This window comes from Edaphobacter lichenicola (assembly GCF_014201315.1).
Classification (GTDB): domain Bacteria; phylum Acidobacteriota; class Terriglobia; order Terriglobales; family Acidobacteriaceae; genus Edaphobacter; species Edaphobacter lichenicola_B.
On record NZ_JACHDY010000004.1, the window covers coordinates 391,856 to 405,343 of the forward strand.

The 13,488-nt window shown below is 55.7% G+C and carries 14 protein-coding genes and 2 pseudogenes; 9 read left to right on the top strand and 7 right to left on the bottom strand.

Translation table 11 applies throughout. The annotated features are described in order from the left end of the window. Positions 1-442: 442 nt before the first annotated feature. The 5 genes and pseudogenes from HDF09_RS15185 to HDF09_RS21375 all read left to right on the top strand — a co-directional run bounded on the left by HDF09_RS15185 (position 443) and on the right by HDF09_RS21375 (position 2,827). On the top strand, positions 443-802 hold the full coding sequence (locus HDF09_RS15185; RefSeq protein ID WP_260181334.1) for a DUF899 family protein: 360 nt from the start codon (positions 443-445) through the stop codon (positions 800-802). Continuing rightward, a complete protein-coding gene (locus tag HDF09_RS15190; protein WP_311719648.1) occupies positions 795-1,031 on the top strand; it encodes an NAD(P)-dependent oxidoreductase in 237 nt (78 codons plus the stop codon). The genes HDF09_RS15185 and HDF09_RS15190 overlap by 8 nt, the downstream gene beginning before the upstream one ends. A 368-nt stretch (positions 1,032-1,399) precedes the next feature. Continuing rightward, entirely contained in the window at positions 1,400-1,963 is a 564-nt protein-coding gene (locus HDF09_RS15195) for a TetR/AcrR family transcriptional regulator (protein ID WP_183767791.1), read from the top strand. Between the two features lie 60 nt (positions 1,964-2,023). After that, the gene (locus tag HDF09_RS15200; protein ID WP_221270158.1) at positions 2,024-2,509 is read left to right on the top strand and encodes an SDR family NAD(P)-dependent oxidoreductase; all 486 of its coding nucleotides are present in this window, start codon (positions 2,024-2,026) and stop codon (positions 2,507-2,509) included. Then, positions 2,400-2,827, top strand: a pseudogene (locus HDF09_RS21375) (ECF-type sigma factor). Before HDF09_RS15200 ends, HDF09_RS21375 begins: the two are co-directional and overlap by 110 nt. Here HDF09_RS21375 and HDF09_RS15210 read toward each other — a convergent pair. Both HDF09_RS15210 and HDF09_RS15215 read right to left on the bottom strand, forming a co-directional pair. Next, positions 2,788-3,063: a VOC family protein gene (locus HDF09_RS15210; RefSeq protein ID WP_183767929.1), complete on the bottom strand. Its 276-nt coding sequence runs from the start codon at positions 3,061-3,063 to the stop codon at positions 2,788-2,790. The pseudogene HDF09_RS21375 and the gene HDF09_RS15210 overlap by 40 nt on opposite strands. Beyond that, a complete protein-coding gene (locus HDF09_RS15215) occupies positions 3,057-3,836 on the bottom strand; it encodes a VOC family protein (RefSeq protein ID WP_183767793.1) in 780 nt (259 codons plus the stop codon). The genes HDF09_RS15210 and HDF09_RS15215 overlap by 7 nt, the downstream gene beginning before the upstream one ends. Positions 3,837-3,957: 121 nt before the next feature. Here HDF09_RS15215 and HDF09_RS15220 point away from each other — a divergent pair, with 121 nt between their 5' ends. Next, positions 3,958-4,599, top strand: coding sequence for a TetR/AcrR family transcriptional regulator (locus HDF09_RS15220; protein ID WP_183767795.1), 642 nt, complete (start codon positions 3,958-3,960; stop codon positions 4,597-4,599). Positions 4,600-5,274: 675 nt separating this feature from the next. Here the strand turns inward: HDF09_RS15220 and HDF09_RS15225 are convergent. Further along, the gene (locus HDF09_RS15225) at positions 5,275-5,559 is read right to left on the bottom strand and encodes a hypothetical protein (RefSeq protein ID WP_183767797.1); all 285 of its coding nucleotides are present in this window, start codon (positions 5,557-5,559) and stop codon (positions 5,275-5,277) included. Between the two features lie 113 nt (positions 5,560-5,672). After that, positions 5,673-7,265 carry a DHA2 family efflux MFS transporter permease subunit gene (locus tag HDF09_RS15230; RefSeq protein ID WP_183767799.1) on the bottom strand — a complete coding sequence of 531 codons (1,593 nt, stop codon included), beginning with the start codon at positions 7,263-7,265 and terminating at the stop codon, positions 5,673-5,675. 944 nt (positions 7,266-8,209) lie between these two features. Here HDF09_RS15230 and HDF09_RS15235 point away from each other — a divergent pair. Next, complete coding sequence (locus HDF09_RS15235; RefSeq protein ID WP_183767801.1) at positions 8,210-8,770, top strand: TetR/AcrR family transcriptional regulator; 561 nt, start codon at positions 8,210-8,212, stop codon at positions 8,768-8,770. Positions 8,771-9,015: 245 nt separating this feature from the next. On the opposite strand, the gene HDF09_RS15240 is transcribed toward HDF09_RS15235, so the two are convergent. Next, the gene (locus HDF09_RS15240; RefSeq protein WP_183767803.1) at positions 9,016-9,876 is read right to left on the bottom strand and encodes an SDR family NAD(P)-dependent oxidoreductase; all 861 of its coding nucleotides are present in this window, start codon (positions 9,874-9,876) and stop codon (positions 9,016-9,018) included. A 78-nt stretch (positions 9,877-9,954) separates the two neighbouring features. Then, complete coding sequence (locus HDF09_RS15245; RefSeq protein WP_183767805.1) at positions 9,955-10,527, bottom strand: TetR/AcrR family transcriptional regulator; 573 nt, start codon at positions 10,525-10,527, stop codon at positions 9,955-9,957. A gap of 174 nt (positions 10,528-10,701) precedes the next feature. Here HDF09_RS15245 and HDF09_RS15250 point away from each other — a divergent pair. Next, a pseudogene (locus tag HDF09_RS15250) lies at positions 10,702-10,889 on the top strand (IS110 family transposase); the annotation flags it as partial. A 93-nt stretch (positions 10,890-10,982) separates the two neighbouring features. Here the strand turns inward: HDF09_RS15250 and HDF09_RS15255 are convergent. Then, positions 10,983-11,507, bottom strand: a complete 525-nt coding sequence (locus HDF09_RS15255) for a carboxypeptidase-like regulatory domain-containing protein (protein WP_183767807.1) — start codon at positions 11,505-11,507, stop codon at positions 10,983-10,985. 384 nt (positions 11,508-11,891) lie between these two features. On the opposite strand from HDF09_RS15255, the gene HDF09_RS15260 reads away from it, so the two are divergent. Further along, entirely contained in the window at positions 11,892-13,304 is a 1,413-nt protein-coding gene (locus HDF09_RS15260) for an ATP-binding protein (RefSeq protein WP_183767809.1), read from the top strand. The last annotated feature ends 184 nt before the right edge of the window (positions 13,305-13,488 follow it).

A 13,488-nucleotide genomic window follows, 5' to 3' on the forward strand; every position in this document is an offset into this window, starting at 1 on the left:
GATTGTGCCGCCGGCCTGCTGCACCCGCATCTCCGTAGCTCCAATGTTGTCGGTCTCAATAATTATGAGAGGCACCTCAGTACGGTGGTCCTCCGGAACGACTCGCCCCCTTTTGCCGATAACCGTCCATTCGGCAACAGTTAGAGAACGAGGCTTTGAACATTTTGAATTTCAAACAGGTACTGGAGATGACCTCTTCCATGCCATTTCGGCAACGTCCCGCAACTCATTGAAACCAGATGATACAGACCACACTCTACGCCACTGACTACACGCAAAAGCCCCTTATTGGACCTTTTTTGGACCTTTTTGATCGACCCATACGCTCCCATTGCGAGAGCTAACGAGGCGCGGTTACCGTCCCAAATCCCTAGGTGCCTACCTATCTTGCCACAGAGATCCGTGACGGCCAGGTTCCTACGTCATTAGAATGATCGCGCGCATGGCACTTCTCATGGAGGAGAACCGAATGGCCGACAACACCATCCTCATCCCCGCAGCAGAACTCGCCGCAAAGAACAAAGCGCGCTTCCCCAACGAGAGCACTGAATACCGCCAGGCTCGCAACGTGCTCCTTGCCAAAGAAATCGAGCTCCGGCGCCACATCGAGCGCGTCGCCGCACTCCGCCGCGCCCTTCCCCTGGGCGGTGGCGTCCCCGAAGACTATACCTTCGAAGGCCATGACGGCGCGGTCCGCCTCTCTCAGCTCTTCGGCGACAAGGACACCCTCGTTATCTACAGCATGATGTTCGGCCCGCAACGCGAGCGAGCATGTCCTATGTGCACGCGGGGGTGTGATTGAAGCGCTGTACTCACAGCTTGCTTGCGGGCATCTCGCAGGCGCAGGTCTTGATGTCTTCTGGGAGGAACCTCTGCCAACGAATGATCCGATACTGACTCTACCCAACGTCATCGCAATGCCACACGTCGGTGGCGTCACTGAAGCTTCGTTCGAGATGATTGCGAAGGCTGTAGCTGGCAACATCGAGAGGATTCGCCGCGGAGACCACCCATTACATACGGCCTTCTAGCAAAGTGACAAGATTGATAATCACGATACCCATAAGTCGGCCAGTCTCCTGGAATCTAATGAACACCTCGATGTTGGAGAACGATGACCACTACGGCGTTTCCGGTACTGAAATGCGGGATGGAGAGCCCGGACGAGAACTCCCCATCGCGTCAACGAATACTCAATCTGTAGCGCAATCAGGGGATTCCAACCGCGAAAGTGAGCCATCGTCTGCGCCGGTGCAACCTCCATGCCGGAGCCCGAGGCGCTCATCTCCTCGATGGGCGTAAAGCGGTTGTCCCAGGTGTGCCGCAAATCGGCGTGGAGTTCACAAGGTTCCTCAAGCGTGCTATATTTGATAGTTAGTTAGCTGACTTACATTCCTCTATGCAAAAGAACAAGACCGACAAGCGATCGCGGCTGATTCAGACCGCAGCCAAACTTGCCTACCGGCAGGGGTTCCGGAAGACCACTCTTGCGGATATCGCCGAAGAAGCGCAAGTGCCGCTGGGCAACGTTTACTACTACTTCAAAACGAAAGACGAACTCGCAGCAGCGATTGTCGAGCACCATCTGAAGCAACTGGAAACGTCGCGACAATCGTGGGAGGAAATGGACTCTCCCAAAGAACGGCTATATGCTTGCGTGCAGATGACAGCTGAAAACGCACGGGCGCTCGCGCGAGGTGGTTGTTCAGTTGGAACGCTCTGTACCGAACTGCGCAAGGAGGGGGGAGCACTGGCTAAGCTGGCCGCGGTGCTCTTTACGGAGCACTTGGCGTGGATCGAAGCACAGTTCCGCGCGATGGGCGGTAACGACGACGTGCGGGGTCTCGCGATTCATCTGTTGTCGGCCTTGCAAGGCATAGCTGTGCTGTCGAACAGCTTCGAGGAGCCCGCTCTGGTCGCGCTAGAGACTGGGCGGCTCAAAGACTGGATTCGCGCGATGTAAGGGCGGATCGGATTTTACCGCCGAGGCCTCGGCAGAGCATAACGAACGACGAGGAACGGCATGGAAAACAATGCCATGAGAAAACTTACCGGGTATTTAATTATGAAGCTCAGGAGCAATACGATTTTGATCACCGGCGGTGCCAGCGGCATCGGGTACGAACTCACCAAACAACTCACGGCACTGGGTAACACGATTCTTATCACGGGCCGCGATCAAGCTAAGATGGACCGTGCGAAAGCGGCCTTTCCAAAAATTCGCACCTTCCGAAGCGACGTTTCCGATCCGGAAGCGATCGCCACTCTTTACGAAAAGGTCACCAACCAACGCGCATCTGGACATCACCCACCATTTCGGTCAGAAACTCGGCGAGTGGCGCCGTGGCGGAATCATCCTCGTGTGGGCACTGGGTGCGGAAACGGCATTCCCTGGACACATGAGCCACGGCTACCTGCGTTTGACCAGAAGACATTTAGATTGGCAAAACCGAGAGTACTTCATCGGGGTGGCCGCGAATACGATGCGACGGGTGTTAGTCGACCATGAAAGAGCGCATAAAGCAGGGAGGAGGGGAGGGGAGCTGAGGCGTGTCGAGTTTGAAGAGGGGCTGGCAATCTCTGAGGAGCGCACCGAGGAAATCCTAGCGCTCGACGAGGCGTTGAACAGATTGACGGAAGCGAATCCGCGACAAGCAAGGGTGGTGAGCTACGTTACTTCGGCGGCCTGTCCGTGGAGCAAATTGCTGCGGTTCTGGAGATTGCTCCGCGATCAGTGAAGCGTGAATGGGCTCTGGCAAGGATTTGGTTGTTCAACAAACTACAGCTTCAGCGCTTGCTGCAATCGAAACCGAATCTGCTACCGTGAGTGGCTCGTCTTTGAATGCGGCGAGAAGCGAAGCTCCGACTGGGTAGATTGAATAGTGCTGCGTTGGGGATGAACATCGGACCGCCGTTAAGGCCTAGGAAATCGCGACCGCAGACGGTGAACTCGACGGTCAGTTCCTGGCCCTCCGGGCCGGATGGCGTGTCCGTGGGCGATGGGCTGGCCTTGCCAACGTGGCTGTCGGGGAAGGCATGAAGTAAGTAAATCGCTGTTACGATTTTGGTCCCTGCATCAAAGCAAAGTGGCCATTCTGGTCGTCTGTGGCCTGCAGGATGCGTGAGCCGCCAGGTACGTCCATGGGAGGCAGAAGCACTTTACCGCCGGCGTCGATCACGCGTTTCTGCGCGGCCTCAATATCATCGACGGTGAAGTAAAACTTCCAGTGCGGTGGGATACCTTCGGGAATGCCGAGGCCTTTGCGAATCATCATTCCGCCGGTGTAGAGGGGCTTGTCGGTCCGGAAGGTCTGGTAGATGCCCATGGCTCCCATGTCGTGCGCGTAGTCTTTCTGCCAGCCGTAATGCTGGGAGTAATAATCGAAGGCTTTTGCTGGATCATCGGTGAGCAGTTCGTGCCAGCCCACATTGGCCACTGCCATTTGATCCAGACGTGGTCGAGCATCTTGCTTGCCGGGTTCGAAGAGCAGGTATTTCACCTTTTGCGGATCGAGCACCACAGCGAAACGGCCAACGCCGGGGATGTCCTGAGCGGGCTTCACAATGGTTCCGCCATCTACTGTTACAGCCTTTAGCTCTTCATCGAGCTTTGCGGTGTGGATGTGCCCCAACCACTCGGGAGTTAGCTCCGGTGCGCTGGCGCCAGCCCAGGTCATCATGCCGCCGACGTCTTTGCCGTCTTTGCCAAAGATCATGTAGGTGAACCCAGGCATGCCGGCGTCCCTGACGTCCCACCCGACTACCTTCTTATAGAAGTTGACTGTCTTATCCATGTCATTGGTGACAAGTTCGTACCAGATGAATCCGTCTGCCATTTCGCACCTTCCATTTAGCGGTATTCCCTATGAAGTAAACACTGTTCACATACGCTATCACTGAGAAGTGGATGCTGTCCACAAGCATCCCTTTCCGCGGTACACTCTTCTTGAATGGACAATGAAAAAAAACGTCACCATTGAGAAACGCAAGACCTTTCGTCATGGCGATTTGCGCAACGCACTCATGGCGTCCGGCCTTGAGATGGCACGTGTTGGAGGGCCCAATGCAGTCATTCTTCGAGAGGCGACCCGACAGGCGGGTGTTTCTCCAAATGCGGCATACAGGCACTTTGCTAGCCAGGCCGAGCTGCTGGATGCGGTACGGTCGGCATGCCTTTCCCAGCTCGCTGCGGCAATTGAAGAAGAATTAGCAAAATCCCGCCCCGGACGTGATCCTCAGGCTTTTGCGCGAAAGAGCCTGCGCGCGATAGGCATGGGATATCTCGGATTTGCACTCGGCGAGCCTGGCATGTTTCGCACGGCTTTCTCGGTTCCACCAGCGGTTGATTCCCCTAACCCAGCGAATACGGGGTCCATGGGGCTGAATCCGTTTCAACTGCTTTCGCTAGCTCTGGATCGAATGCAGGAGAGCGGCCTGCTCAGCAAGAAGGATCGCAAAGATGCGGAGTATCTTGCGTGGTCGACAGTTCACGGGTTGGCACTTCTGGCGCTCGAAGGACCGCTGCATAAGATGCCACAAGAAATGGTGCTGGCGCTGGGCGAGCGGCTGGTGATTATGGTGGAACATGGTCTCAGCTAGACGTTTCGACGAGGCGTCGCAACGACCTCGACCTCGAAGCGATCGCAACCGAGGTGGGTTCGGACTCGCTTCTCGTTGAACTTTCAGATCTTTGTACGGAATCGATCCCGCTGTTGCGGCGATGACCCGGTGCGTCCGGCTATCGACTGAAAGAGCGTACGGCCGGCCATTCATCTTGAGTTTCTCTAGTACACGACGGCCTTGTATATCGATGATGCTCACGGAGCTTTCCTGGGCCTCCGCAACATAGAGCAGGCGTTGCTCTGTATCCACTGCGATTGCTTGTGGATGGCCGCCCACGTTCAGCGTCGCGACCGTTGTACCGGCGCGAGTGTCGATGATGGATATCGAGGATCCCGCATAGTTCGCGACAAACAGCTCATTACGATCATCGCCTGCAAGCGCGCATGGCATCGCGCCAGTTGCGATCGATTGTGTCGCGTGCGTCTCCACATTAATAGCTTCCATGGATGTGTCCTGCACATGCGTGACATAAAGGACTGACCCCACTTGAGCGATTGCCCACAGATGCGTCGCTCCGGCGGGAAGCTTTGACAGGGTGCCTGTCTGTTCATCCAACACCCTCACCGAATCGTTCTCGTAGCCAAGCAAATAGGTGCAAGAGGCCGCATTGACCATCATCCAGGTCCAATGCAGATAGGGGTCGGTTGGCCCTCACCGGCTCGGAGAATGGTCGAGGATTCTGAGGGCAAGGCAATCGGCAGCGGCGATTGTCACATGACGCCAGTTCGGGAGGGCCCAGTCAGCGGGCCAATCCATCGTCTCCAATTCTTCGATCCAGTCCTGCGCCGACTTCTTCGCTTCCTTCAGGCCATATCGTCTGAATACTGTCTCGTAAAAGGCGGCTAATTCCGTTTCCGCTGTCGTCATAAGCTCGGCAACTCGTTCGACAGGCGTCTGCTGAGCGTGACCAATCGAGCTGGTTTTTTTATCGCACATGTAACCCTATCTCCTGATTGAAATAACGTCCGTCAGATTTATGGACTCACACACCATACGCAGCCCTTAGAAGTGCAATTTCGGTCAGCGATACTGGCCTGATGGTGAGGTTGCTAATGCATTGCTTCTCCCGGAGCCGCACTCTGTCCGGGTCTGTTCTTGCTCAGAATGAAGGCGCACACCACCATGCCCATTGCCATCCAACAGAGCAGACGGTAGATGTCCTCATAAGCCTGCGCAGCAGCCTGCCGATTGAGTTGCTGATAAATAGCAGCTTGTGCCATGTGGCCGGGTCCGGGCCCTCTGTCGCTACCGCCAAAGTAAGAGGTAAGCGCGTTGACCTGGTTGACGAAGGCGGGATTGCCGGGCTGCATGGACTCCTGCAGACGCGCCTGGTGGAAGAGAGAACGGTTGGTGACGATCGCTCCAGTGATGGCAATGAAGATACTGCCGCCAACGTTCCGAACGAAATTGATAATTCCGGAGACCTGATTGCTCGCCTCCTTTGGAAGTCCGACATAAGCCGCGGTGGTGATGGCGATGAAGGCAAAAGGAATCGCGAACATCTGAAGAATTCGCAACCACGAGGCAAAGCCGAAGGTCATAGTGAGCGTGAAATGCGTGGAGGTGTAATAGAACGCACCGGCGAAGCAGACGAAACCGAACGCAGCCATGTTTCTCGCCGGAAACTTGCCGGTAGCTATTCCTGCCAGGGGCATAACGACGAGCAGGGCAGCTCCTCCGCCTGCGAGCGCCTCTCCGGCACGGGTTGCCGTGTAGCCCATAAGCTGCTGCAGGAACTGGGGCTCAAGCACGGTTGCGGCATTCAGAACGCCGCCGACCAGAATCATGAGGAAACAACAGATAGCGAAATTCTTGTACTTGAATAGCCGCAAATTCATGATGGGATTCTTAGCCCGCCACTGCCACCAGATCAGGCCGGTCATACCTGCAACGAATAGAAGGCAGAAGATGCGGATGAAGTTGGAGGCAAACCAGTCGTTCTCTTCGCCCTTATCCAGCATGATCTGCATCCCGCCCATGGCGATCGTGAGCAATCCGAGGCCGATGTAATCCAGTTTCCTGAGATTGGCACGATCGGCTTTGATCCACGGCGGATCCTGGACCAGGCGGCTGACCAAAAAGAACGCGAGGATGCCGACTGGCAGATTGATATAGAAGATCCATCGCCAGGAGTAGTTGTCGGTGATCCAACCTCCGATCGTCGGCCCAAGCGATGGCGCAAGCACTGCCACAAGACCGTAGAGCGCGAAGGCCTGGCCACGCTTCTTTTCTTCGAAGGAATCCGCCATGATGGCCTGCGCCATAGGCTGGAGACCGCCACCCCCGACACCCTGCAGTACACGCGAAAGGAGCAAGATGGGTAGCGTCGGGGCGATACCGCAAAGAAAGCTTGCGACCGTGAAGATGGTGATGCACAGCATAAAGAAGTTCTTGCGGCCGATGACGCTCGACGCCCAGGCACCAACCGGCAGAATGATCGCGTTGGAGACCAGATAGCTGGTGAGAACCCAGGTCCCTTGATCAGTGCTGGCACCGAGGTCGCCGGCAATGTGGGGAAGGGCGACATTGGCAATGGAGGTATCGAGAACCTCCATGAAAGCAGCCAAGGCAACCGTCGCCGCGATCAGCCACGGGTTGACCTTCGGCTTCCATTGCTCGCTGGTGCTTACCTTCGCCACCATCCGGTTCCTTTCTGTGTCGCAAATATCTGATCTACGGATACATGATGTATTCCAAAGCTACTAAGATTAATTATACAATATGTATTTGAAAGCATATTGTATGTTCAACAGAAATTGTTGCGTAGGAGGTGCCACGATGGCTTATTCAGGCGCGGACCGAACATTGCCGCCCAAAGGCAGATATTCACCTCAAATCTTCGATCGCGGCCCCGGCAGTCTTCGCGTAGATGTTGGATACCTCGACCGCGGACACGCATCGAGTGCCGGACGGAGGACGTGGAAGAAGGAAGGGACTGAACGACAAGGCGTCCCACCAGCCAGGATTGTTGTTGAGCAGTGGATCTGCTTCGTTTTGGGCTTCCTCTGCATGGCCTTCGGGATCTGGGGCCTTTGTATACAGGCGGTACAGTCCGCGCTTTCTTCTTACATGGCATGGCTGGGATCGCTATATCTGCCGACGTTGCGTGTAACAGCAATGGCGTGCGTCGGATTCGGCTTAACGCTCATACGCCGGGGATGGGCGCACCTCTGACCGCTTTTCAGTTTTCAGCAGGCCGCAGACAATATGCCATACCTCAGCTCTCGCAATCATGGCGATTGCGGTCACAGCTGTGGTTTTGGTCGTTCGATTGTTTAGGTGCCCAAAGCCTACATAATGGCCTTGGAGTGTAAGGCGGTTCAAGCGAATCCTTCCAGGATCGGCTGTCCAGGGAAGACCTCCAGAAAAATAAGCTATCTTGGTATCTGGATGCAGAGTGTTCATTGCGTTCAGGATCGTGTGGCGCAACTTCGATTCAGACGTTCGCGGTAGTAGCATGCGTCTCTTTGGAATAGTCGATGAATCGTCAATGTGCCCCGAGAGGAGTAGGGATCCGATGCCTGTGGGCAACACAAAACCCAGGAAACGGCTTACGCGCGAGCAGAGCAGAGCGCAGACTCGTGCCATGTTGATCGCCGAAGGGCGCAAGCACTTTCTGCGTTACGGGCTTGGCGGCGCGGTGGCGGAGAAGATCGCCGAGGATGCCGGTTATTCCCGGGGCGCTTTGTACTCCAACTTCGATGGCAAGGAAGAGCTGTTCCTCGCTGTAATCCAACAGGAGCAGGCGCTTCATCTGAACTTCCTGCGTTCTCTGCTCAACGACGAGCCTTCAGGCAAGAAGCGGTTGAAAAAAATGCGGGACGCCATCGCCGACCTGATGACGGACCATGATTGGGTTGTGCTCCGTGCTGAATTCGAGGCCGGAGCTCTTCGGAGCGAACGTATCCGGCAAAGCTTTGTTGAAGTGCATCGGCAGCAGCTTCGCGACGGAAGTGAGCTTATCAGGGATCTCCTGCGGTCTCCGGAAGTCACTTCGAGCCTGAAGCCGGAGGATTTCATCACGGTCATCATCAATCTTGCTCATGGTCTGGCAGTCACCCAGAGAATCCTCGGCACAGAACTCTCTCAGAAGAACACACGCAGCCTGATTCAATCCCTGTTTGATCATTTGATATCGTCCGCATGAATAGTCGGCTGCACTCCCAAACGAGGCCAATGCGGAAGTAGAGTTTCAGTTGGCGAAAACAGGGAAATACACTCAGCGAGCCATGTCGCCGTTCGTTCTAAGTTCCGGCTGTGTTGTCGGCAAACAGGAAATAACCACAATCCAGAGGGTCACTTCCCGTTTGCCTATCATAAGGGAATTACGTGACATCTATAGTAGAATGCTGGCGCGTGCCACAGATCTCCACAGCCACGCTAGCACTAATTTCAGAACTTCAAATCGGGCAACCCTTTTACATCCTCCGAGTCGGTTGAGACGCTGATGTTGTGCCATGCCTTGGCTTCGGATTCCCGCTTTTCCTCGGCAAAGCGGGCATACTGCACGGCATCGCTGCCGAGCAAAAGGTGTGCAGGGAGCTGCTCTCTGGAGGCTAGTTGCAGAATGACTTGTGCGACCTTTTCTGGAGCGCTCATCTCATGCCCCCAGTGCCCCGCCAACATCTTGATAAAAGTGCCTACAGAGGCCTCGTAGTCGGGTAAAAGCTCCGGTGTGCCAGCGCTTGCCCGCTTGCCCCAGTTGGTCCGCATACCACCTGGCTCGAGTGCGCACACCTTAACACCGAATGGCGCCAGCTCTGGGGCAAGGGATTCTGTGAAGCCACCTACAGCCCATTTTGCCGCGTGATAGGCTGCGTTTCCAGGAACCCCCAACCTGCCACCGACGGAAGAGATCTGAAGGATGCAACCACTCTTCTGCTTCCGCATGACCGGGATCGCCGCTCGTGTCATAAAGACGACGCCGAAGAAGTTCGTGTCGACTAAATCGCGAAAGCTCTCTGAACCTAGCTGCTCAAAAGGGGCAACAGCTCCGTACCCCGCATTATTGACGACAACGTCCAGCCGTCCGAAGACCTCAACAGCCTTTGCGACCGCGGCCTTTGCCGCCGCCTCATCTGCCACATTGAGGGACGCTGTATGCACCCGCTCGCCATATCGCTCCACCAGATCGTTCAACCGGTGTGGATCGCGGGCAGTCGCCAGGAGGCGATCTCCCGAAGCAAGAACTGCCTCCGCGATGTCGCGACCCAAACCACTTGCGCTACCTGTTACCAACCATACTTTGGACATCAAAAACCTCCATTCTGACGATTGGATGCAGCGTAACGGAGTGAATACTCATTAATTCGGTGGGAAATTCCTGCCAGGCTACTTCTTGGCTGCCGCGCTCCAAAAGGCCTCGAAACCTGCGCTTCGGTAGTGATCCGCTTTAGCTGGATTGGCCACCATGGACGCCATGGTCGTCTCAGCCATTGCGAGCAGGAGGTCTGACGCAAAAGCTGGAGGCAGATCGCTCAATTTGCCCCGCGCAACAAACTGCTGCATGGCTTCGGTGGCGTCTTCGAAGCCCGACTGCCCCTCCTGTCTGGTTTGGTCGGTGATGCGCTCAGAAACGGTAAGCTGCATCATTGCCCTACGCTTCGCCGGCGACTCCATACCCCAGGTGACGTAGGCGTTCCAGATATGTTGTATTCGCTTCCGGAGCGAGCCAGTCACGGGAAAACCCGCGATCATAGCGCTTCGCATGTCTAGTTTAAGTTCGCGGTAGAGCTCGTTGAGCAGCCTATCCTTATCCGGGAAGTACCGGAACAGCGATCCCTCAGCCACGGCCGCAGCCTTTGCAATACCAGCAGTGGACGCGCCAACGCCATCTTCAGCAATCGTCTTAGTGGCTGCACGGAGGATGGCAGCACGCTTGTCTCCGGTCTTCGGTCGCGGCATGGCTATCCATAGTGTATGCAGTTCCTGGCAAGGATAGAAACGTGCTAGAGGAGGATGGTCAGCTACTCGGAATGTTGGATCAGCGATGACCTTCGTTAGAGCAAAGAGCTAATGAGATGGTCCGCCGCTTGATTCACTTGGGTTAGCAGTTGGATCGTGGTGGCAGTTCCTGTGAAGGAGGACAAGAACGACTTCATCGACGCGGAGGCGATCGCCGAGGCCGTTGAACGCAAGAACATGCGCTTTGTTCCGATCAAGACGGACGATCAGCTGGATTTGCAGGCGATCCATCGAGTGCGCGACTGGCTCATCGGCGTACGGCAGTGATCAACCAGCTAAGGGCGTTTCTGCTCGAACGCGGCACGCCAGCCAAGCTTCAAGCCGTCGTGGCGGTGGTGTGGGAAAGTGGGGAGCGCGCAGCGCTTCCAAGCCGAAGGCGCCTTTTCTACTCCTGGTCATCCCTGCCACACAGGCTCACGGCTCATGTCGGTGGGACGGATCGTCACCTCCGTGTCTGCCGTTGCAACCGATAGTGAGATATTAGGAACCTCGTAGGACTGTTGCGCCGTGACGACGAACTCTGTAGATGTGAAGGGTGCAAAACCCTTAACGTTGACTATGACGAGATAGGAACCGGCGGGAAGCTTGGTAAAAGCAAATTCACCGTTGCCCCCAGAGATCAGCGTGCGCAATTGTGTTCCGTCCCTATGCGTCAAGCTAACCTGTGCGCCGGGAACAGCGGCTCCACTTACGTCCAGTACGACGCCGGAGACGCTCGCTGAACCCTCCACGGCGGGTGTTTGCTCAGCCGAACTCTGCTGGCCCGACTGGGGCTGAGGTGCATCCGGAAGGGAACTGCTGCTGGTCCCTGGCTCGGTAGTTCGTTGCTGAGCATTTGTGGTAGCAGTGATCGCGCCCAGCAGCACAAGTGAAGCGTAGGTAAGAACAGCAGGTGGCCGGAGCCACGTGGCCTTTGTCAAGGCTCGCCTCCAGACCAGAGAGAGAACCACAGCGCGAGGCACAGTCAGGCCCAGCATGGAGATGCTGCGTATAAACAGTTGCATAGTGATGTGCCCTCAAAAGCTTTCATCCAGTGATACTTGCGAATGGTTGGGAAGCGTTCTTCTCTGCAACCCATAGAGTTCCAGCAGACGAACATCCATATTCGAAAGGTATGTTTCCGGGGCAGGGCGCGCCGTCAGGAAATGTGAGCGTCTGTAAGGATTTGTATAGATTTGGCTAGGAACCTGTCTTCAGGCAGAGTTGTATCGTATACATCAAAGCAAGAATCGCTAATTGGGAAGGGAGAACATTTGCCTCTTAATCTTCAAGCCAGGTTTCTCAGGGCTAGAGCCAGAGTGCCCATGTACCGGCTCTTCCTGACGATCTTCTTATGGTTTTGGCTGACCACCTGGGGCATGCTCGCTATTGTGTTTCTCGGCAGTCGCCTGACTGGCATCAGGCAGGTCTCAGCTCCCAACATGTATGCGACCGTCGCGCCTATCCTGGCGGATCAGGCTGCCAAGGCATACGAATCGGGTGGTCCTGAGGCGTTTGCTCGTTTCTCGCAAAGCGATGATGAGGGCCGCGCGCGGCAACTCTTCCTGCTCGACGGATTCTACAAAGATGTGCTGTCGCGGCCACTGACAAACGACGGCCTTCGTGTTGCGCATGCAGCGAAGAATGGTCAAATCGTAGTACTTCGAGCCCATATCGCTGGCTACAGGTTTGTCTCTTCCTCGGGGCATCCGTATGTTCTGCTGCTCTACCTGAAATCCGGTCTGCGTGAGATAGCGGAGGCGCTGTTGGGAGAGGGCCTCCCGTATACCATCTCCCTGATCTTCCTGGTGACATTACTCTGTTTCGCGCTTGCGTATCATATAGCCTCACCGATCCACAGCATTCAGTCGACGGCTAGAAGAGTCGCGCAAGGAGATCTCAAGGCGCGGGTGCCGCCTCGGGTGTCCAGGCGCTTTGACGAGTTGTCAGCTCTGGCAAAAGACTTTGACTCGATGGTGGGTCGTCTGGACGTGCTGATTCAGACGCAAAAGAACCTTCTGAATTCGGTGTCACATGAACTGCGTTCTCCTCTGGCACGTATCAATCTCTCAGTGGCTCTTTTGAAAAAGCGTTACTCGGCAGACGCCGACGACATGTTTCAACGACTGGATCGTGATGTCGCGAGGATCGATGGGTTGATGGGACAACTACTGACGCTCTCACGCCTTGAAGCCGGGCTATCCTCTGCAGAGAGAGAAGATGTAAATTTGGCTCAGCTCGTCGAGGAAACAGCAGCCGACAGTCACTTCGAAGCTGACGCGTCGGGCAAGTCAGTGAGCCTCCGTACAGAGGGGCCAATTATTCTCGAGAACGCCGATCCACATGCTCTTCGAAGCGCTTGTGAGAATGTCATTCGAAACGCGGTCCGGTTTACCCGGCCGGGAACCGATGTCGAGGTCGTCTTAGAGATTGACAGGAACACCCCGGAACTGACGGGGGTTCTCTCCGTCCGAGATCATGGTCCGGGAGTTCCGGAAGAGTCACTCGAAGTAATCTTTCAACCCTTCTATCGAATTAGCGGCGACACGCAAGGGACGGAAGGGAACGGTCTCGGTCTAGCTATTGCCTCAGAGGCGATTCGTTTGCATCGCGGTACGATCAGCGCCGCGAATCTTCGGCCGACAGGCCTTGAAATAACGATTCGATTGCCGATTGCTTTCGATGTCGCATCCCGCCGATATGAGCTTCCGCAGCCCGAGCATAACAGCAAAAGCTAAGAGTTTCGACCAACCCGTGGCGGCCTAGGCCGTCAGTCGACAGGCCATGAACATAGGGTTTCCTCGCCTAAACATCCTACGGACAATGCTTGATCAACTGGAGCTGCGCCTCCACGCGCTTCAGTGCCTATGTTGACTGATGTGCTTCCCATACAAATCCTTACAAGGATCTAACTGTTCTTGA

What these genes read in the sequence shown, in the direction of transcription:
- HDF09_RS15185 (WP_260181334.1), top strand. Translation starts at nt 443, where the DNA reads ATGGCACTTCTCATGGAGGAGAACCGAATGGCCGACAACACCATCCTC.
- HDF09_RS15195 (WP_183767791.1), top strand. Translation starts at nt 1,400, where the DNA reads ATGCAAAAGAACAAGACCGACAAGCGATCGCGGCTGATTCAGACCGCA.
- HDF09_RS15200 (WP_221270158.1), top strand. Translation starts at nt 2,024, where the DNA reads ATGGAAAACAATGCCATGAGAAAACTTACCGGGTATTTAATTATGAAG.
- HDF09_RS15215 (WP_183767793.1), bottom strand. Translation starts at nt 3,836, where the DNA reads ATGGCAGACGGATTCATCTGGTACGAACTTGTCACCAATGACATGGAT.
- HDF09_RS15220 (WP_183767795.1), top strand. Translation starts at nt 3,958, where the DNA reads ATGAAAAAAAACGTCACCATTGAGAAACGCAAGACCTTTCGTCATGGC.
- HDF09_RS15225 (WP_183767797.1), bottom strand. Translation starts at nt 5,559, where the DNA reads ATGTGCGATAAAAAAACCAGCTCGATTGGTCACGCTCAGCAGACGCCT.
- HDF09_RS15230 (WP_183767799.1), bottom strand. Translation starts at nt 7,265, where the DNA reads ATGGTGGCGAAGGTAAGCACCAGCGAGCAATGGAAGCCGAAGGTCAAC.
- HDF09_RS15235 (WP_183767801.1), top strand. Translation starts at nt 8,210, where the DNA reads ATGTTGATCGCCGAAGGGCGCAAGCACTTTCTGCGTTACGGGCTTGGC.
- HDF09_RS15240 (WP_183767803.1), bottom strand. Translation starts at nt 9,876, where the DNA reads ATGTCCAAAGTATGGTTGGTAACAGGTAGCGCAAGTGGTTTGGGTCGC.
- HDF09_RS15245 (WP_183767805.1), bottom strand. Translation starts at nt 10,527, where the DNA reads ATGCCGCGACCGAAGACCGGAGACAAGCGTGCTGCCATCCTCCGTGCA.
- HDF09_RS15260 (WP_183767809.1), top strand. Translation starts at nt 11,892, where the DNA reads ATGTACCGGCTCTTCCTGACGATCTTCTTATGGTTTTGGCTGACCACC.